Annotated in this window: 15 protein-coding genes; 4 read left to right on the top strand and 11 right to left on the bottom strand. The window is 65.4% G+C overall.

What is annotated here, in order from left to right; translation table 11 throughout:
- Positions 1-18: 18 nt before the first annotated feature.
- The 3 genes from MK313_RS06895 to MK313_RS06885 all read right to left on the bottom strand — a co-directional run bounded on the left by MK313_RS06895 (position 19) and on the right by MK313_RS06885 (position 4,330).
- Positions 19-2,514, bottom strand: a complete 2,496-nt coding sequence (locus tag MK313_RS06895) for an EAL domain-containing protein (protein ID WP_008944970.1) — start codon at positions 2,512-2,514, stop codon at positions 19-21.
- Positions 2,515-2,678: 164 nt separating this feature from the next.
- Entirely contained in the window at positions 2,679-3,326 is a 648-nt protein-coding gene (locus MK313_RS06890; protein ID WP_287780597.1) for a DNA-3-methyladenine glycosylase family protein, read from the bottom strand.
- A complete protein-coding gene (locus MK313_RS06885; protein WP_287780596.1) occupies positions 3,323-4,330 on the bottom strand; it encodes an NADP-dependent oxidoreductase in 1,008 nt (335 codons plus the stop codon). Before MK313_RS06885 ends, MK313_RS06890 begins: the two co-directional genes overlap by 4 nt.
- A gap of 179 nt (positions 4,331-4,509) precedes the next feature.
- On the opposite strand from MK313_RS06885, the gene proC reads away from it, so the two are divergent.
- On the top strand, positions 4,510-5,328 hold the full coding sequence (gene proC / locus MK313_RS06880) for a pyrroline-5-carboxylate reductase (protein WP_287780595.1): 819 nt from the start codon (positions 4,510-4,512) through the stop codon (positions 5,326-5,328).
- Positions 5,329-5,477: 149 nt separating this feature from the next.
- On the opposite strand, the gene argE is transcribed toward proC, so the two are convergent.
- Positions 5,478-6,650 (bottom strand): acetylornithine deacetylase, encoded by a 1,173-nt coding sequence (argE, locus tag MK313_RS06875; protein WP_287780594.1) that lies wholly within the window; start codon positions 6,648-6,650, stop codon positions 5,478-5,480.
- A gap of 257 nt (positions 6,651-6,907) precedes the next feature.
- The gene (locus MK313_RS06870; RefSeq protein WP_287780593.1) at positions 6,908-8,155 is read right to left on the bottom strand and encodes a DUF4157 domain-containing protein; all 1,248 of its coding nucleotides are present in this window, start codon (positions 8,153-8,155) and stop codon (positions 6,908-6,910) included.
- A 183-nt stretch (positions 8,156-8,338) separates the two neighbouring features.
- On the opposite strand from MK313_RS06870, the gene MK313_RS06865 reads away from it, so the two are divergent.
- Positions 8,339-8,596 (top strand): hypothetical protein, encoded by a 258-nt coding sequence (locus MK313_RS06865; RefSeq protein WP_121219930.1) that lies wholly within the window; start codon positions 8,339-8,341, stop codon positions 8,594-8,596.
- A gap of 53 nt (positions 8,597-8,649) precedes the next feature.
- Complete coding sequence (locus MK313_RS06860) at positions 8,650-9,318, top strand: tetratricopeptide repeat protein (protein ID WP_287780592.1); 669 nt, start codon at positions 8,650-8,652, stop codon at positions 9,316-9,318.
- Positions 9,319-9,375: 57 nt separating this feature from the next.
- Here MK313_RS06860 and MK313_RS06855 read toward each other — a convergent pair whose 3' ends face one another.
- Positions 9,376-9,582 (bottom strand): hypothetical protein, encoded by a 207-nt coding sequence (locus MK313_RS06855; RefSeq protein WP_008944962.1) that lies wholly within the window; start codon positions 9,580-9,582, stop codon positions 9,376-9,378.
- Between the two features lie 154 nt (positions 9,583-9,736).
- On the opposite strand from MK313_RS06855, the gene MK313_RS06850 reads away from it, so the two are divergent.
- Positions 9,737-10,189: a helix-turn-helix domain-containing protein gene (locus tag MK313_RS06850; protein ID WP_287780591.1), complete on the top strand. Its 453-nt coding sequence runs from the start codon at positions 9,737-9,739 to the stop codon at positions 10,187-10,189.
- An 80-nt stretch (positions 10,190-10,269) separates the two neighbouring features.
- Here MK313_RS06850 and MK313_RS06845 read toward each other — a convergent pair whose 3' ends face one another.
- The 5 genes from MK313_RS06845 to MK313_RS06825 form a co-directional block, all read right to left on the bottom strand.
- Entirely contained in the window at positions 10,270-11,721 is a 1,452-nt protein-coding gene (locus MK313_RS06845) for a cytochrome P450 (protein WP_287780590.1), read from the bottom strand.
- Complete coding sequence (locus tag MK313_RS06840) at positions 11,711-11,923, bottom strand: hypothetical protein (RefSeq protein ID WP_008944959.1); 213 nt, start codon at positions 11,921-11,923, stop codon at positions 11,711-11,713. Before MK313_RS06840 ends, MK313_RS06845 begins: the two co-directional genes overlap by 11 nt.
- Positions 11,924-11,957: 34 nt before the next feature.
- Positions 11,958-12,635: an acyl-homoserine-lactone synthase gene (locus MK313_RS06835; RefSeq protein WP_287780589.1), complete on the bottom strand. Its 678-nt coding sequence runs from the start codon at positions 12,633-12,635 to the stop codon at positions 11,958-11,960.
- Positions 12,636-12,740: 105 nt separating this feature from the next.
- Positions 12,741-13,532: a LuxR family transcriptional regulator gene (locus MK313_RS06830; protein WP_287780588.1), complete on the bottom strand. Its 792-nt coding sequence runs from the start codon at positions 13,530-13,532 to the stop codon at positions 12,741-12,743.
- A 257-nt stretch (positions 13,533-13,789) separates the two neighbouring features.
- Positions 13,790-14,234: creatininase family protein (locus tag MK313_RS06825; RefSeq protein WP_287780587.1), on the bottom strand; the 445-nt coding region annotated here is incomplete at its 5' end.

Here is a 14,234-nt window from a genome sequence, read left to right as displayed (position 1 = left end):
GCCTCAGGCCGGTTCCGGCTACCAGGCGGGATTCTGGCGCAGCAACGCGGTGATGGCGGCGGTGTCCAGCGGCCGCGAGAACAGATAGCCCTGCGCATATTCGATGCCGAGCGCGCGCAGCTGGGCCAGCTGGTCGGGCGCCTCCACCCCCTCGGCGATCACGTCGAGGTTCAGGTTCTGCGCCAGCGCCGCGATGGTCCGTACGATCTCCAGATTGTCCCGGTTGGTCACCATGTCAATGATGAAGGACTTGTCGATCTTGATCGTATCGATGGGGAAGGTGCGCAGATAGGCGAGCGACGAATAGCCGATGCCGAAATCGTCGATCGACAGCTGGATATCCCGCCGCTTGAACTGTTCGAGGATATGGGCCGAACGCTGCGCATTCTCCATCAGCGCGCTTTCGGTGATCTCCAGCTTGAGGCGCGCCGGGTCGAGCGCGGTTTCCGCCAGCACCTGGGTCACGCTGTCCACCAGGTCGGTCTTGGCGAACTGGCGGCTGGACAGGTTCACATTCACCTGCAGCGGCGGGCGGTCCGGGAATTCCCGGTGCCAGTGCGCCATCTGCTCGCAGGCGCGGCGCAGCACCCATTCGCCGATCGGCACGATCAGGCCGGTTTCCTCGGCCAGTGGGATGAAGTCCAGCGGCGACAGCACGCCGCGGTCGGTATGGTGCCAGCGCACCAGCGCCTCGACCCCGACGATCTTGCCCGAATCCAGCGATATGATGGGCTGGTAGTGCAGCAGCATCTCGTCGCGGTCCAGCGCCCGGCGCAGATCGTTCTCCAGGTCCAGCATGGCGACCGCGCGCTTGTGCATGTTGGCGTGGAACAGGGCGACCTGCGCCTTGCCGTCGCTCTTCGCGCTGTACATGGCAAGGTCGGCGTCGCGCAAGATGTCCTCGGCCTTGCCGTAGGACGGGTCCCACATCGCCACGCCGATGGAGGCGGTGCTGACGATCTCCTTACCGTCCAGCTGGAAGGGCTGGCTGACCGTGTCCAGCACGTCGCGTGCGAAGGCCAGCGCCTCGTCCGGGCTGGTCACATCCTCCAGCAGGATGGCGAACTCGTCGCCGCCCAGCCGGGCCAGCGTGTCGCCGGCGCGGACCTTCTCGCCCAGCCGCAGGGCGAGCGAGACCAGCAGCTCGTCGCCGCGCAGATGGCCCATGCTCTCGTTCACCACCTTGAAGCGGTCGAGGTCGATCAGCAGCACGGCAAACCGCATGTCCTGGCCGGACCGGCGGCTGCGCGCCAGCGCCTGGCGCAGCCGGTCGGTCAGCAGGGTACGGTTCGGCAGGCCGGTCAGCGTGTCGTGCAGCGCGTCATGCTGCACCCGTTCCTCGGCGATCTTGCGCGAGGTGATGTCGGTCTGCGAGCCGGCGATACGCTGGGTCTTCTCCGCCATGTCGCGCACCGCCTGACCGCGAATCAGCATCCAGTGATAGCGGCCATCGGCGTGCAGCATGCGGTGCTCGCTCTCGAAATGGCTGCTGGCACCGGCCAGATGGGCGTCCAGCTGCGCCGTCACCTGCTGCACGTCGCTGGGATGGATGCGGCTGAACCATTCCTCCGGCGCGTCGCCGATCTCCTGGTCGTTATAGCCCAGCATCTCCTTCCAGCGCCGCGAGAAGAAGATGCGGTTTTCCTTCAGATCCCAGTCCCACAGCCCGTCATTGGCACCCGCCGCCGCCAGCGCGTAGCGCTCCTCGCTGCGCCGCAGGGCTTCCTCGCTCGCCTTGCGCTCGGTGATCTCGGTGAAGGTCGCCACGATGCCGCCGCCCGGGATGGGGGTGGTGCGGATTTCCAGGGTCTGGCCGCGCGGTGTGGTCCGCTCGTACACATTGCCGTTGCGCTTGGTGGACTGGCGGAAGGTCGCCATCGCCAGCTCTTCCGGATCGCCCGGCCCGTAATCGCCGCGCTGGGCAACATAGCGCAGCTGGTCGATCAGCGGCGTGCCGACCATGCGGAACTGCGGCGGCAAATCCACCAGCTGGGCATAGCGCTCGTTCCAGAAGGTCATGCGCATCTCGTCGTCATAGGCGACGATACCCTGGCTGATATTCTCCAGCGTGTTCTGCAGCATGCCGGCATAGCGTTCCAGCTCGTCCTCGCGGTGGCGCTGGTCGGTCACATCGGTCTGCATGCTGATCAGGCCGCCATCCTCGGTGCGCCGTTCGCTGATGCGCAGCCAGCGGCCATCGCCCTGGCGCTGCAGGAACAGGTGACGGCCTTCCTTTGCTGCCAGCAGGCGTTGCCGGACCCAGGAGTCGGCATCGTCGATCAGGCCATGTTCCAGCCGTTCGGCGGCATCGGCGGCCAGGATGTCGTGATAGGGCGTGCCGGGATTGCAGAGCGATTCCAGATGCGGATAAAAGGCGCGATACTGCCTGTTGGCCACCAAAAGGTTATTGGCGGCATCGAAATAGGCGACGCCTTCATCAAGGCCATCCAGCACAATGTGCAGCAGATCGCCCGTCTCGGGCAGCGTCACAACCGCGGGCGAACGGTTGACCATAGGATAGCCGTGTTCCTTGTCATTCGGGCGGGCATCTCTGCACCGATATCCCAGCCATGCATTTTTTCAATAAATACATACTGGCTTAAAAATACTAACGAATCGATAAAAATAGCGCCATGGCTTTGTCAGATTTCGTCAGTTTTTAACGCGCCCTCCAGAATCTAGACGGCATCCGTCGAAGGGCGGTTGCGGACATGCCGGTAAAACCGCCACAGCAACAGCGCTGCGCCACTGCGGAACGGCCGCCATTCCCGGGCGATGTCGTCCATCGCGCGGACATCGGGCCGTGCCGGCAGGCCCTTCAGATGCTGTGCCGCAACCTGCAATGCAAGGTCCGGCGCCGGCCAGATGTCGCGCCGCCCAAGCGCGAACATCAGGTAGATTTCCGCCGTCCAGCGGCCAATGCCGGTGATCGCCGTCAGCCGTGCCATCGCGTCCTCGTCCGGCAACGCCGCCAGCCCGGCGAGGTCGAGCCGGCCTTCCGCCACCTCCGCTGCCAGGATGCGGGCATAGCGCAGCTTTGGCCGGCTGAAGCCGCAGCCGACCAGCACCGCATCCTCGGCGGCGCCAACGGTTTCCGCGGTGACGCTGCCCAGCGCGTCCTCCAGCTTGCGGCGAATCGCCTTGCCCGAGGCGACGGAGACCTGCTGTTCCAGGATGATGCCCAGCAGCGTTTCGAATCCCGGCTCGACGATGCGGGGATCGGGCGCGCCGATCTCCCGCAGTGCCGCCGCGATATCCGGATCGCGGGCGGACAGCGCGGCCAAATCCTCGGCCAGCTGCGCCGTCCGCTCCTCCAGAAGGCTCATTCGGCGATCTTGATGATCGTCTTGCCGAAATTCCGGCCCTCCAGCATGCCGATGAAGGTCGCCGGGGCGTTCTCCAGCCCCTCGGTCACGTCCTCCTTGTATTTCAGCTTGCCGGCCTTCACGAACTTGCCGAGCTGGGCGATGCCCGCCGGCCAGCGCTCGTGCCAGTCGAACACGATCATGCCCTGGATCAGCACGCGGTTGGTCAGCACCGAGCGCAGGATGGACGGGCCGACATAGCCGTCGGGCATGTTGTAGTGCGAGATCAGGCCACAGACGATCATCCGGGCGCGCAGGTTGAACAGATTGGCGATGGCATCGGTCACCGGGCCGCCGACATTGTCGAAATAGACATCGATGCCATCCGGGCAGGCGGCGGCCAGCGCCTTCGCCAAATCCTTCTCGGCCTTGTAGTCGATGACCGCATCGACCCCCAGCTCATCCTTCACATAGGCGCATTTGTCCGGCCCGCCGGCGATGCCGACGACCCGCGCACCGGCCATCTTGCCCAGCTGGCAGACCACCGCGCCGACAGCGCCCGAGGCGGCGGAGACCACCAGCGTCTCGCCGGGGCGCGGCTTGCCGATCTCGAACAGGCCGAAATAGGCGGTCAGGCCCGGCATGCCCAGCACGCCCAGCGCGGTGGAGATGGGGGCGACATCGGGATCGACCTTGCGCAGCATGCCACCCTCGACCAGGCCGTAATCCTGCCAGCCGATGCGGCCCTCGACGATGTCGCCTTCCTTGAAGCCGGGGTGACGGGAATCGACGACGCGGCCGACCGCGCCGCCGGTCATCACCTCGCCGATCTTTACGCTGGGGGCATAGGATTTCGCGTCGCTCATCCGACCGCGCATATAGGGATCGAGCGAGAGGTAAAGGGCTTTCACCAGCACCTGACCGCGCTCCGGCGTCGGCACGGCGGTTTCCACCAGCTTGAAATTCTCGGGCGTCGGCGCGCCGACCGGCCGGGAGGCCAGGGTGATCTGTCGGTTCATCGTCATGATGTCCCTCTCCTGTTTGGGGGTCGCTCCCTGAAGGGAGCGTTTCATGGCAGGCAGGCTATCGCCGGAACGGTGCGGCGGCAATCGCGCGCCGGGCAATTCTGTCTTTCCCCGGTTTGCTGCGTGAAAACCATCGCGTATAACGCCCGCTCATGCTTTTGGACGGGGAGGGATGCAAGATGGAACGGCCATTGCTGCTGGTGGGCTGCGGGAAGATGGGCGGCGCCATGCTGGAAGGCTGGCTGGCGCAGGGTACCGCCGATGCCGGTGTCTATGTGGTGGAGCCGTCGGGCAGCCTGCCTTACGGGCTGGGCAGCAAGCCCGGCATCACGGTCGTCGCCACAGCCGACGCGCTGCCCTCCGACCTGCATCCGGAGATGATCGTGCTGGCGGTGAAGCCGCAGGTGATGAGCGACGTGATCGGCGCCTATCGCCGCTTCGCGAAGCCCGGCACCTGTTTCCTGTCGGTCGCGGCGGGCAAGACCATTGCCTATTTCGAGCAGCATCTGGGCGACAAGGCCGCCATCGTGCGCACCATCCCGAACACGCCGGCTGCCATCGGGCGCGGCATCACCGGCTGCACCGCCAACGCGAATGTCGGCAAGGCCGAGCGCGATCTCGCCGACCGTCTGCTGCGCGCGGTGGGCGAAGCGGTGTGGGTCGAGGACGAGGCGCTGATCGATTCCATCACCGGCCTGTCGGGTAGCGGCCCGGCCTATGTGTTCCATATGGTGGAGGCGATGGCGGCAGCCGGAGAGAAGGTCGGTCTGCCGGCGGACATCGCCATGCAGCTGGCCCGCGCCACCGTCGCCGGCGCCGGCGAACTGATGCGCCAGACCGGCGAGGATGCGGCAGTGCTGCGCCAGAACGTCACCAGCCCGAACGGCACCACCTATGCCGGCCTGCAGGTGCTGATGGACGAGAAGTCCGGCCTGACGCAGCTGATGGAAAAGACCGTCGAAGCCGCCACGCAGCGCTCGCGCGAACTGTCGAACTGAGGTTTTTCCTCCTCGTCACCCCCCCATTTATTGCGGGGGGCCAGGGTTCAGCCTGCTCAGGCGAGGCCGAAGCGAGCGGAGGGCTGGATTCCCGCAACAAGTGCGGGAATGACGGAATATGAAATCCGCTTAGGGCAGCCAGCTCAGCCTTACGCCCGAACCTTGTCCAGCAGGCGGCGCATGAAGGCCTCGCCCTTGGCAACCTGGCTGAGGGCGATGAACTCGTTGGGCTTGTGCGCCTGGGCGATGTCGCCGGGGCCGCACACGATGGTCGGGATGCCGGTCTGCTGGAACAGGCCGGCCTCGGTGCCGAAAGCGACCTTGCCGGTGGAGTTGGCGCCGCTGAGCGCCATGACCAGCTGGGTCAGCGGGTCGTCATCCTTCATGTCGAGGCCGGGAATCTGCGAGATCTGCTCGAAGCGCACGCCGGTCGCCGGGTCGATGGCGTGCATCTCCGGCAACAGCCTGGTCTCCACGAAATCCCGCACCTCGCCCAGCAGTTCCTCGGGGTCATCCTCCGGCAGGTGGCGGAACTCGAAATCGAAATAGCAGTCCTTCGGAACGATGTTCAGCGCCGTGCCGCCATGCATCAGGCCGGTATGGACGGTGGTGTGCGGCGGGTCGAAGCCGGGGTCGAACGGGCCCTCATTCCGCTTGCGCTTCGCCATGCCGCGCAGATAGGTGACGATCTCGGCGGCAAATTCCACCGCGTTCACGCCGGTCGGCGCCAGCGAGGAATGGCATTCCAGCCCGTGCACATGGCAGCGCGTGCTCTTCTTGCCCTTGTGCGCGACAACCGGCTTCATCGAGGTCGGCTCGCCGACGATGCAGGCCGCCGGCTTCACCGGCTGCTTTTCCAGAATGTCGAGCAGGCGGCGCACGCCGATGCAGCCGACCTCCTCATCATAGGAGAAGGCGAAATGGATCGGCGTCTTCAGCGGCTTTGCCAGGAATTCCGGCACGAAAGCCAGCGCGATGGCGATGAAGCTCTTCATGTCGCTGGTGCCGCGACCATAGAGCAGCCCGTCCTTCTCCACCACCTGGAACGGGTCGGTATGCCAGTCCTGCCCGTCGATCGGCACCACGTCGGTATGGCCGGACAGGCAGATGCCGCCTTTGTCCTTCGGGCCGATGGTGGCGTAGAGATTGGCCTTCTTGCCGGTCTCGTCATGAACCAGCGTGGACTCGACGCCGAAGCCCTTCAGATAGTCCTGCACATAGGCGATGAGCTCGAGATTGCTGTCGCGGCTGACGGTGGGCATGCCGATCAGCGTGCGGATCATCTCCAGGCTGATCGGCTGGATACGGTCGGCTTCGGCCATGATGTCTCTCTGGTTTTATCGGATTGCGATAGGCGGTTGGCGAATTTCGATGGGATCGTGCGCCCGCCCTATCGGCTTGTCAACCGGGGGAACAGGTCAGAGGGCGTGCGCGTGAGCACGCCGGCTGTGCCACCCCTCCAATTGTCATTCCCGCACTTGTTGCGGGAATCCAGGCTTCGGCCCGCTCCGGCTGCGCCAGCATGGGTGGCACCCTGGACCCCCGCAATAAATGCGGGGGTGACGGACGGAGCGGGGGATCAGATGGCGTTGTAGAAGGCGCCAGGCCGATCAATCAGACCGCGTAAACCCCAAGTTGATATTCCAGCTACTGCCAAGACGTCCAACGCCCAGGAGGCACAGTTAGAAAACGCATTGTAGGAAGGCCCCCCACCCCAGCCGAAATCGTCTTGCATATTGAGCGAAGTATCCAAATTCAATCTGCGATCTTCGTTCATTTTGCGCATTGCCTTTATGGCTTGGTCTTCCGTGATGTTCCATGTTCTGCGCTTCAGGTTCGGATCACGAAGACTGTCAAATTCCATATAGATTCGACCAGGCTGCCCCCGAAAAGTGTCAAGCAGATACTGCAGAGTTCCGGAAAGGTCGTGGGTCGGTAAATCACGCGGCGACAAGCCCATCGCCATTGTTATGTAGCCATCCATTTGGATGGTAATAAAAGCATGCCCGACATCAAGGCGACCATGCTTATAGGCGTTCAGAGTGATGCTGTATTGTGGTGGAACCTGCAGCATGTTGTTGGGCCGCCGCTGACCACGCCGGGCAATGCGCAAATTGTGCTGCATGCCCGGTGTGTCGCCCTTTAGGAAATAGTAGCTGAGCGCTGCCGCGCCTAAACCCATCAAAGCCACATAGGGGTGTGCCGCGACTGCTGATCCCACATACCCGACTGCCGAACTGGCATATCCCGCGAGCGTGCCAAGGCCGAGGAAGGGCTGCGCGACCTGCCCGCCACCCGCAGTACCCGGCCGCAACGGCATCGGCCCGGCCTGCATCTGCCGCTTCATCTGCATGGATGGGGCCGCGCCCGCTGCCATCGCCGCCTTGATGCCGATGGCGTCGGCCTGCGCCTCCAGCGCGCGGTCGCTGACCACCGCGATGCCGCTGCCGAACGGGTTGGCGACCCTTCCCTGGCGCTGCTGCACGACATGGGCGAGTTCGTGGCCCAGCAGTTGCAGCCCCTGCCGGCTGCCGGGATCGTAGCGCCCGGGCGCGAAATGGATGGTGGAGCCCATGGTGAAGGCGACCGCGCCCAGTGCGGAGGCCTCCGGCCCGACGCGCACCCGCACATCGCCCAACGGCACGCCCAGCACGCCCTCCATATGGCGCTGGATCGTCGGCGGCAGCGGCTGGCCGCCCGTTGGCATGCCCAGCCGGGCCGCCATCGCGGCGGGCACCTGAAAGGCCTCGCCGCCGCCATGGCGCTGGATCACCGAACCCGGCAAGGCGCCGGCCCGGAAGCGTCCCTGGATGACGGAAAGGCGCATCGCAGCTCTCTCAATGAGTGCATATAAATATTCTTATACAACCTATACGCCGGATGTGCGAGGCGATTTGCGCCCGGCAATGCCGGCTCGCCGGTCTTTTCTTGCGTTACGATGGATAGCGCGGGGTTTTTGCCGTATTGTTGCGGGATTGCTGCATTGTGATACCGCATCGGGGAACCGGTCATGACGCGCTGCCTGACGATCCTTGCCTGCCTGACGCTGCTGGGCGGCTGCGCGCTGACCGACGAGATCACCGCCAGCCTCTCCGGCAAGAAGGAAGAGAAGGTGGCCGCGCCCGACACGCCGGTCTATTGCTACCAGACGCTGGGACGGGCGGAATGCTACCCGGCCCCGCTGCCGCCGAGCGAGGCCGGCCGGCTGATCGGCTATTACGGCTCGCCGCCGCGCGCGCTCACCGGCAGCGGCCCGGCCCGGCCTTGATCCAGCTGCTTCGGGTAATGTCTTCCTTGTCCCTTCGCTTTCCGTTTCGCCCAATGGTGCCGGCTCTCGTTGCCGGACTCATCGCACTGTCGCCCCTGCCGCCGGTGCGGGCTGCCGAGCCGCCGGCCGGCTATGTGGAGGCGATGCGCTGGTACGAGGCGCAGGCGCGGGCAGGCAATGCCCGTGCACAGTTCCTGCTGGGCCTGTCGTATGAGCAGGGCTTGCGGGGGGCCGAACCCGATGCGGCGGAGGCGGTGCGCTGGTATCGCAAGGCGGCGGAGCAGGGGGTGCCGGAGGCACAGGCCAAGCTGGCGCTGGCCCTGCAGTTCGGGCGTGGCGTCGCGGCCGATCCGGCGGAGGCGCGGCGCTGGTACGGCAAGGCCGCCGAGCAGGGGCTGGCCGGGGCGCAATACAACCTCGCCTATCTGCTGGAGGCCGGTCTGGGCGGGCCGCGCGACAGCTCCCGCGCGATCGACTGGTACGAGAAGGCGGCGGTCGGTGGCGTGTCCCGGGCGCTGACCGCGCTGGGCGGCCTGCATGCGCGTGGGGAGGAGGGGCAACAGAATCTGCGTGAGGCCTATAAGTGGCTGTTTCTGGCCGCGGAAGCGGGAGAGCCCGGCACCGCCGACATGCTGCGCCAGCTGGCCGGGGAGATCGCCACGGAGGATCGCGAGGCCGCCGAATCGGACGCAAGGCGCTGGCGGGCCGCGCAGGGGCGCTGACCGACCGCACTTGACAGCGGCGTCATATGGACCATTGCTTATTTGAGATTTGTAACTCTAATGCAGCAAATGAGGCGGTTCGTCCGTTTCCTCGACGACGAGAATGGCGCGGAGTATCTCGATCCAGAAGAAATACAGATCGCTGTTTTGATGGCGCAGCATGGCAAGCGCCTGATCGACGGCGAAATGGGCGGCCTGGCCGGGCATGGCCGCACTCAGTTTTTCGGCGCATTGCAGCAGCTGTTCGCTGGGATGGGTCAGCATCGGCACGCTTCCGGTCGCCAGAGACAGGCGGTGGGGCAGCAGGCGGTGGATGCAACTTCCGAGAAGGGTTGATGCACTTCTCGACAACCTCGTGTAGTATGGATCATACAAGTTTAATCCGATGAAAATGGACCGAACCGCAAAGCCTTCGCCGATGCCACGCAAACCCAGACGGACCGCCCAGGATCTGCTGATCGGACGGCGCCTGCGTGACCGCCGCAAATTTCTGAAGCAGAGCCTTCAGGAATTGTCGGCCCAGGTCGGCGTTTCCTACCAGCAGGTGCAGAAATACGAGAGCGGGCAGGACCGTATTCCGGCCAGTATCCTGTTCAGCATCTCCAAGGCGCTGAACATCTCGCCCAACTACTTCTTCACCCGCACGCTGGAGGATGAGGTCCGCGAGGCCTTCCCGGACATCACCAAGGAGGCGCTGTCCGAGGCGATGGCCTTCCTCTACTGGCTCCAGCGGATCGAGGATCGCACCCTGCGCGAGCAGCTTCGGGCCATGGTGGCGCATCTCAGCAGCACCAGCACCGGCGGGCCAGACATCCCCAAGGGCGCCGCGAGCGGTGGCCGGTCGGCCAGGTCGGCCAAGGCAGCGAAGTAGGGCACCGCACCGGCCCAGCCTACCGGCTCGCCGCGTACCGGCCCGCAACGCATCGGCTCTCAGCGTAGAGGCTGGGGGCACTAGAGGCGGGGCCGAGCGGTGAAATGGATGCCCTGCTTGGGCCGGAGCGAGATCATCGGCTCCGACTCCACTTCCTTGCTGGTCAGCAGTGACAGATCGAAACGCTGCAGCATCTGCGCCACCATGATCTGTGCCTCGAACATCGCGAAATGGTTGGCGATGCACTGGCGCGGCCCGGTGCCGAACGGGAAGTAGGCATGCTTCGGCCGGTCGGCCCCGGCTTCCGGCGTGAAGCGGTAGGGGTCGAACTTCTCCGGCTCCGGCCAGTATTCCGGGTTCCGGTGCATCACATAGGGGCACAGCATGATCGTCGCCCCCTTCGGGATGCGGTAGCCGCGCACCTCGTCATCCGCCAGTGCCGCCCGGCTCATCGTCCAGAAGGGCGGGTAGAGCCGCATCGTCTCCTGCGCCACCATCTTCACGAATTTCAGCTCGGACAGATCCTCATAGGTCGGCTGCCGGCCGCCCAGCACGCGGTCCACCTCCTCCCGCGCGGTCGCCATATGTTCGGGATGGCGGCACAGCATGTAGAGGCACCAGGCGATGGAGACTGCCGTGGTCTCGTGCCCGGCCAGCACCATGGTCAGGAAATCATCGCGCAGCCGGGACAGGGACAGGGGCTCCCCGGTCACCGGGCAGGCCGATTCGAGCAGCATCTGCAGCATGTCGGGCCCGGCCGGATCGGGCGTGGAGCGGCCCTCCATCCGGTCCTTGATGACCTTGTAGAGCAGCGCGTCGAAATCGGCGATCGCCTGCAGCCGTTCGGCCCGTGCCTTGGTCGGCAGATCGTGCAGCAGTTCGAACAGCGACCAGACGCGCTTCTCGCTCTGCACCATGATGGTGGTGATGATCTCGGTGAAGCGGTCCTTATCCTCGGCGAGGTCGCAGTTCATCAGCGTGCGGGTCGCCACGTTCAGGGCGGCGGCCATGACCTTGGGCACGATGTTGATCGGCTGGCCATCGCGCGTCTCGGCTTCCACCACATCGCACAGGTTGGTGCCGCATTCCGCCATCACATTGCAGTAATGGTCGAAGCGGTGGCGCCGGAAGGAAGGCTGCGCCAGCGTGCGCTTGGAGCGCCACAGCTCGTTCTCGGTGACCAGCATGCCGTCGCCGAACATCGCCTTCAGCCGATAATAGAAATCGCTCTTGCGGTAATTGCCGGCATTGGTCTGCATCACATGCTGGATGTAGTCCGGATGGTTCACCAGATAGAGCGGCTTGCCGGCGATGTCGAAGCCGACGATTTCGCCATACTCGTTCGCCATCCGCACGAAGAAGCTGGGCGGATGCGGCTTCGAGGCGAACAGCACGCCGACGAAGGGCAGCAGCTTCGCCTTCGGCACGCGCTTCGCGGCCCGGAACTCCTCCCGGCTGGTGAGGATGCGTCTCGCGGCCTTGCGCGGGCGCGCCGCAACGTCTGCCGGCGCGAACTGGATATCAGTCGCCATCGGTCGCACTCAGCACGGCATAGGGGGAGATGCTGTCGGACCGCTCCTTGGCGTAGATTGCCGCCGCCTTCAGCAGGTCGCGCAGCACGATCTCCTTGTTGGCCTCGGCCTCCTCGGCCAGGAACAGCAGGCAGTTGGCGATGCCGCCCAGACTGTCGATGTCGGCGGCGGAATGGGTCAGAAGCTGGTCGCTGATATGCATGATCGTCTCCCTGGGTTTGGTGGTTTTGCTCTACTCAACCGACGGCGCTGCGGGCTGAGGCGGCGGGGTGCTGGGGTGCTGCCGGCAGCGCCACTGCCGGGCGGGCCCAGCGTGCGGCGGCCCGCCGCGCCGCGGCATGGTTTTCCGCATGCGTGTCCAGATAGCCGGCGACGCAATCCTCGACGCCGATGCGCACCGGCCCGGCGGTGCGGTGGCAGTCGAAGCCCAGCACCTGCAGCAGCCGCTCGAACTGCAGGTCGGTCACGCAGGTCACCCGGCGGATGCCGCCTTCCGCGCACAGCGCGAACAGGCAATCCAGCAGGGCCGCGGTGATGCGCACGGTCTCGGTGCGAAAAGGGGAGTCGGGTTCCGTCGGGATGACCGCCAGCCGGCTGATCTCCCACAGGCCGGGGCCGCGCATAAGGGTGCGCCCGGACGCCGCCGCCATCAGGTCGGGGAAGCAGCTGTCCAGCAAATGCGGCCGTTCGGTCGGCAGCAACCGGAAGCAGCCGACCAGCGTGCCATTATCCTCCAGCGCGGCGGCATAGAGCGTGCCGGCGCCATCGAAGCGGTCGATCTCGCAGCCGCTTTCCAGCGGCAGGTTCCAGCCGCGCATGCCGTTGAAATAACGGGCGCGGAGCCGGAACATGGCATCCAGAAGACCGTCCCCGAAACGCTCGCCACCTGTCGGCTGGTTGACCAGAATCCGCACGTTCGTTCCCCTTTCCCTGTTGTGGGAAAGGTGGCGGCGCGGGACCGGTCCGGACTAGCTGGACAATTGTCTAGGGGTGGTGGGGAAGGGCCCTAAACCGGTGGTTTAGACCATGCGGTAGCCCCGGCTGCCGGAAAGGCCCGGCGGCTCCAGCAGGCCGAGATAGACCAGCTTGGCGATGGCATGCGGGGTGGAGAAGACATCCAGCTTGGCGTGGGTGTTGTAGATGTGGAACTTCACCGTATGCGGCGTGACCTTCAGGATGTCGGCGATCTCTTCCCGCGTCTTGCCAGCGGCGGCCCATTTCATCACCTCCAGCTCGCGGGCGGTCAGCCGCAGCGCCTCGATCTGGGCCGGGTCGTTGCCGATGCGCTGGCGCAGCGTCATGTGGAAATGGTTGGCGACCAGCGTGCAGTCGCTGAGCAGGCCGGTATCGTCGAGCGGCCGGGCAGGCTCCGCGCGGTCGGCGACGAAGGTGACCATGCCGTACTCGCCGCCCACGCCGTAGATCGGCACCGAGATGCCCCGGTCGATGCCGGCATCGATGGCATCGTCCAGCAGCCGGCGGACCGGCTCATCCGCCTCGGGCGCAAAGCCGCGCACGTCCCAGCTCAGCGGCCGGCGCGTCGCGTTGCAGGCCGCGATCACCGGGTCGATGCGCGCCAGCTGGCGGCCCTGATAATGGGATACCCAATCCTCGGGATAATCGCAGAGGATCAGCGGGATTTCGGCGAAACCGCCCGGTCCCGGCAGGCTGGCCGGCACCAGCCGGGCACTGACATAGAAAATTCGGGCGAACCCCATGGTCCGCGCGATATTCTGGAGGTGGGCCTTGAATTCCCCCGCCTCGCTCAACCCATGCAGATCGATCAGCCGCTGCTGCAGTAAATGGTCCATGCGCCGCCCCTTCCGGCCGGCCATGCAAGTCTTTCCTCAATGATCCTGGAGACATCGAGGACAGCTTGCTTTGGAGGCTTGGCGGAACGCCCGATTTCGCATTCCGCGAGACGCCTCTTCGGCACCGGCTCATTGTTCCTTTATTTGGAACGAGTATAGGCGGCTCCGCCGGAAATGCCTAACATGCAACTGCATGAGGGGTATGCCATAAGGCGATTTCCCAGGGCACGTTCCTAGGGCACGTCCGGCGGGTGCCCTCAGTCGAGCGCCAGGAAGCGGCGGTAATCCTCGATCACGTCGCTGGCCGAGGCCTCGATCAGCCGCTTGCCATGCTCCGGCGTCGCCAGCGTCGGGTCGGAGCCGATGCGCCCGTCGGGGTAGAGCTTGCGGTAATCGTCGGCATCGGCGAAGGGGCGCGGCGCGCGGCCGGCCTGCTTCATCTCCTTGCGCTTGATCGCCTCGGGATAGGCGGCCTGCGTCACCGAAACCTCGCTGGCGGTGGCGTGCGAGCCGTCCTTGTCGCCATAGAGTTCCTTGGACAGCGCCTGCACGCCCGGCGTGTCCCACCAGTTCTTCAGCGCGCAGCGCACCTGCGGCCGGTTCGAGCCGGGCATGGCCATGCTGTAATCGGCGTAGATCTCCGCGAAGGCGGCCCCCACCGTGGCGCTATTTGCGCCATGGCCAATAAGGAAATATATACGC

It is taken from the genome of Oceanibaculum sp. (genome assembly GCF_022449305.1).
In the GTDB taxonomy this organism is placed as follows: domain Bacteria; phylum Pseudomonadota; class Alphaproteobacteria; order Oceanibaculales; family Oceanibaculaceae; genus Oceanibaculum; species Oceanibaculum indicum.
Note: the sequence above shows the minus strand (reverse complement) of the source record. Positions and strands in the feature narration are given on the sequence as shown.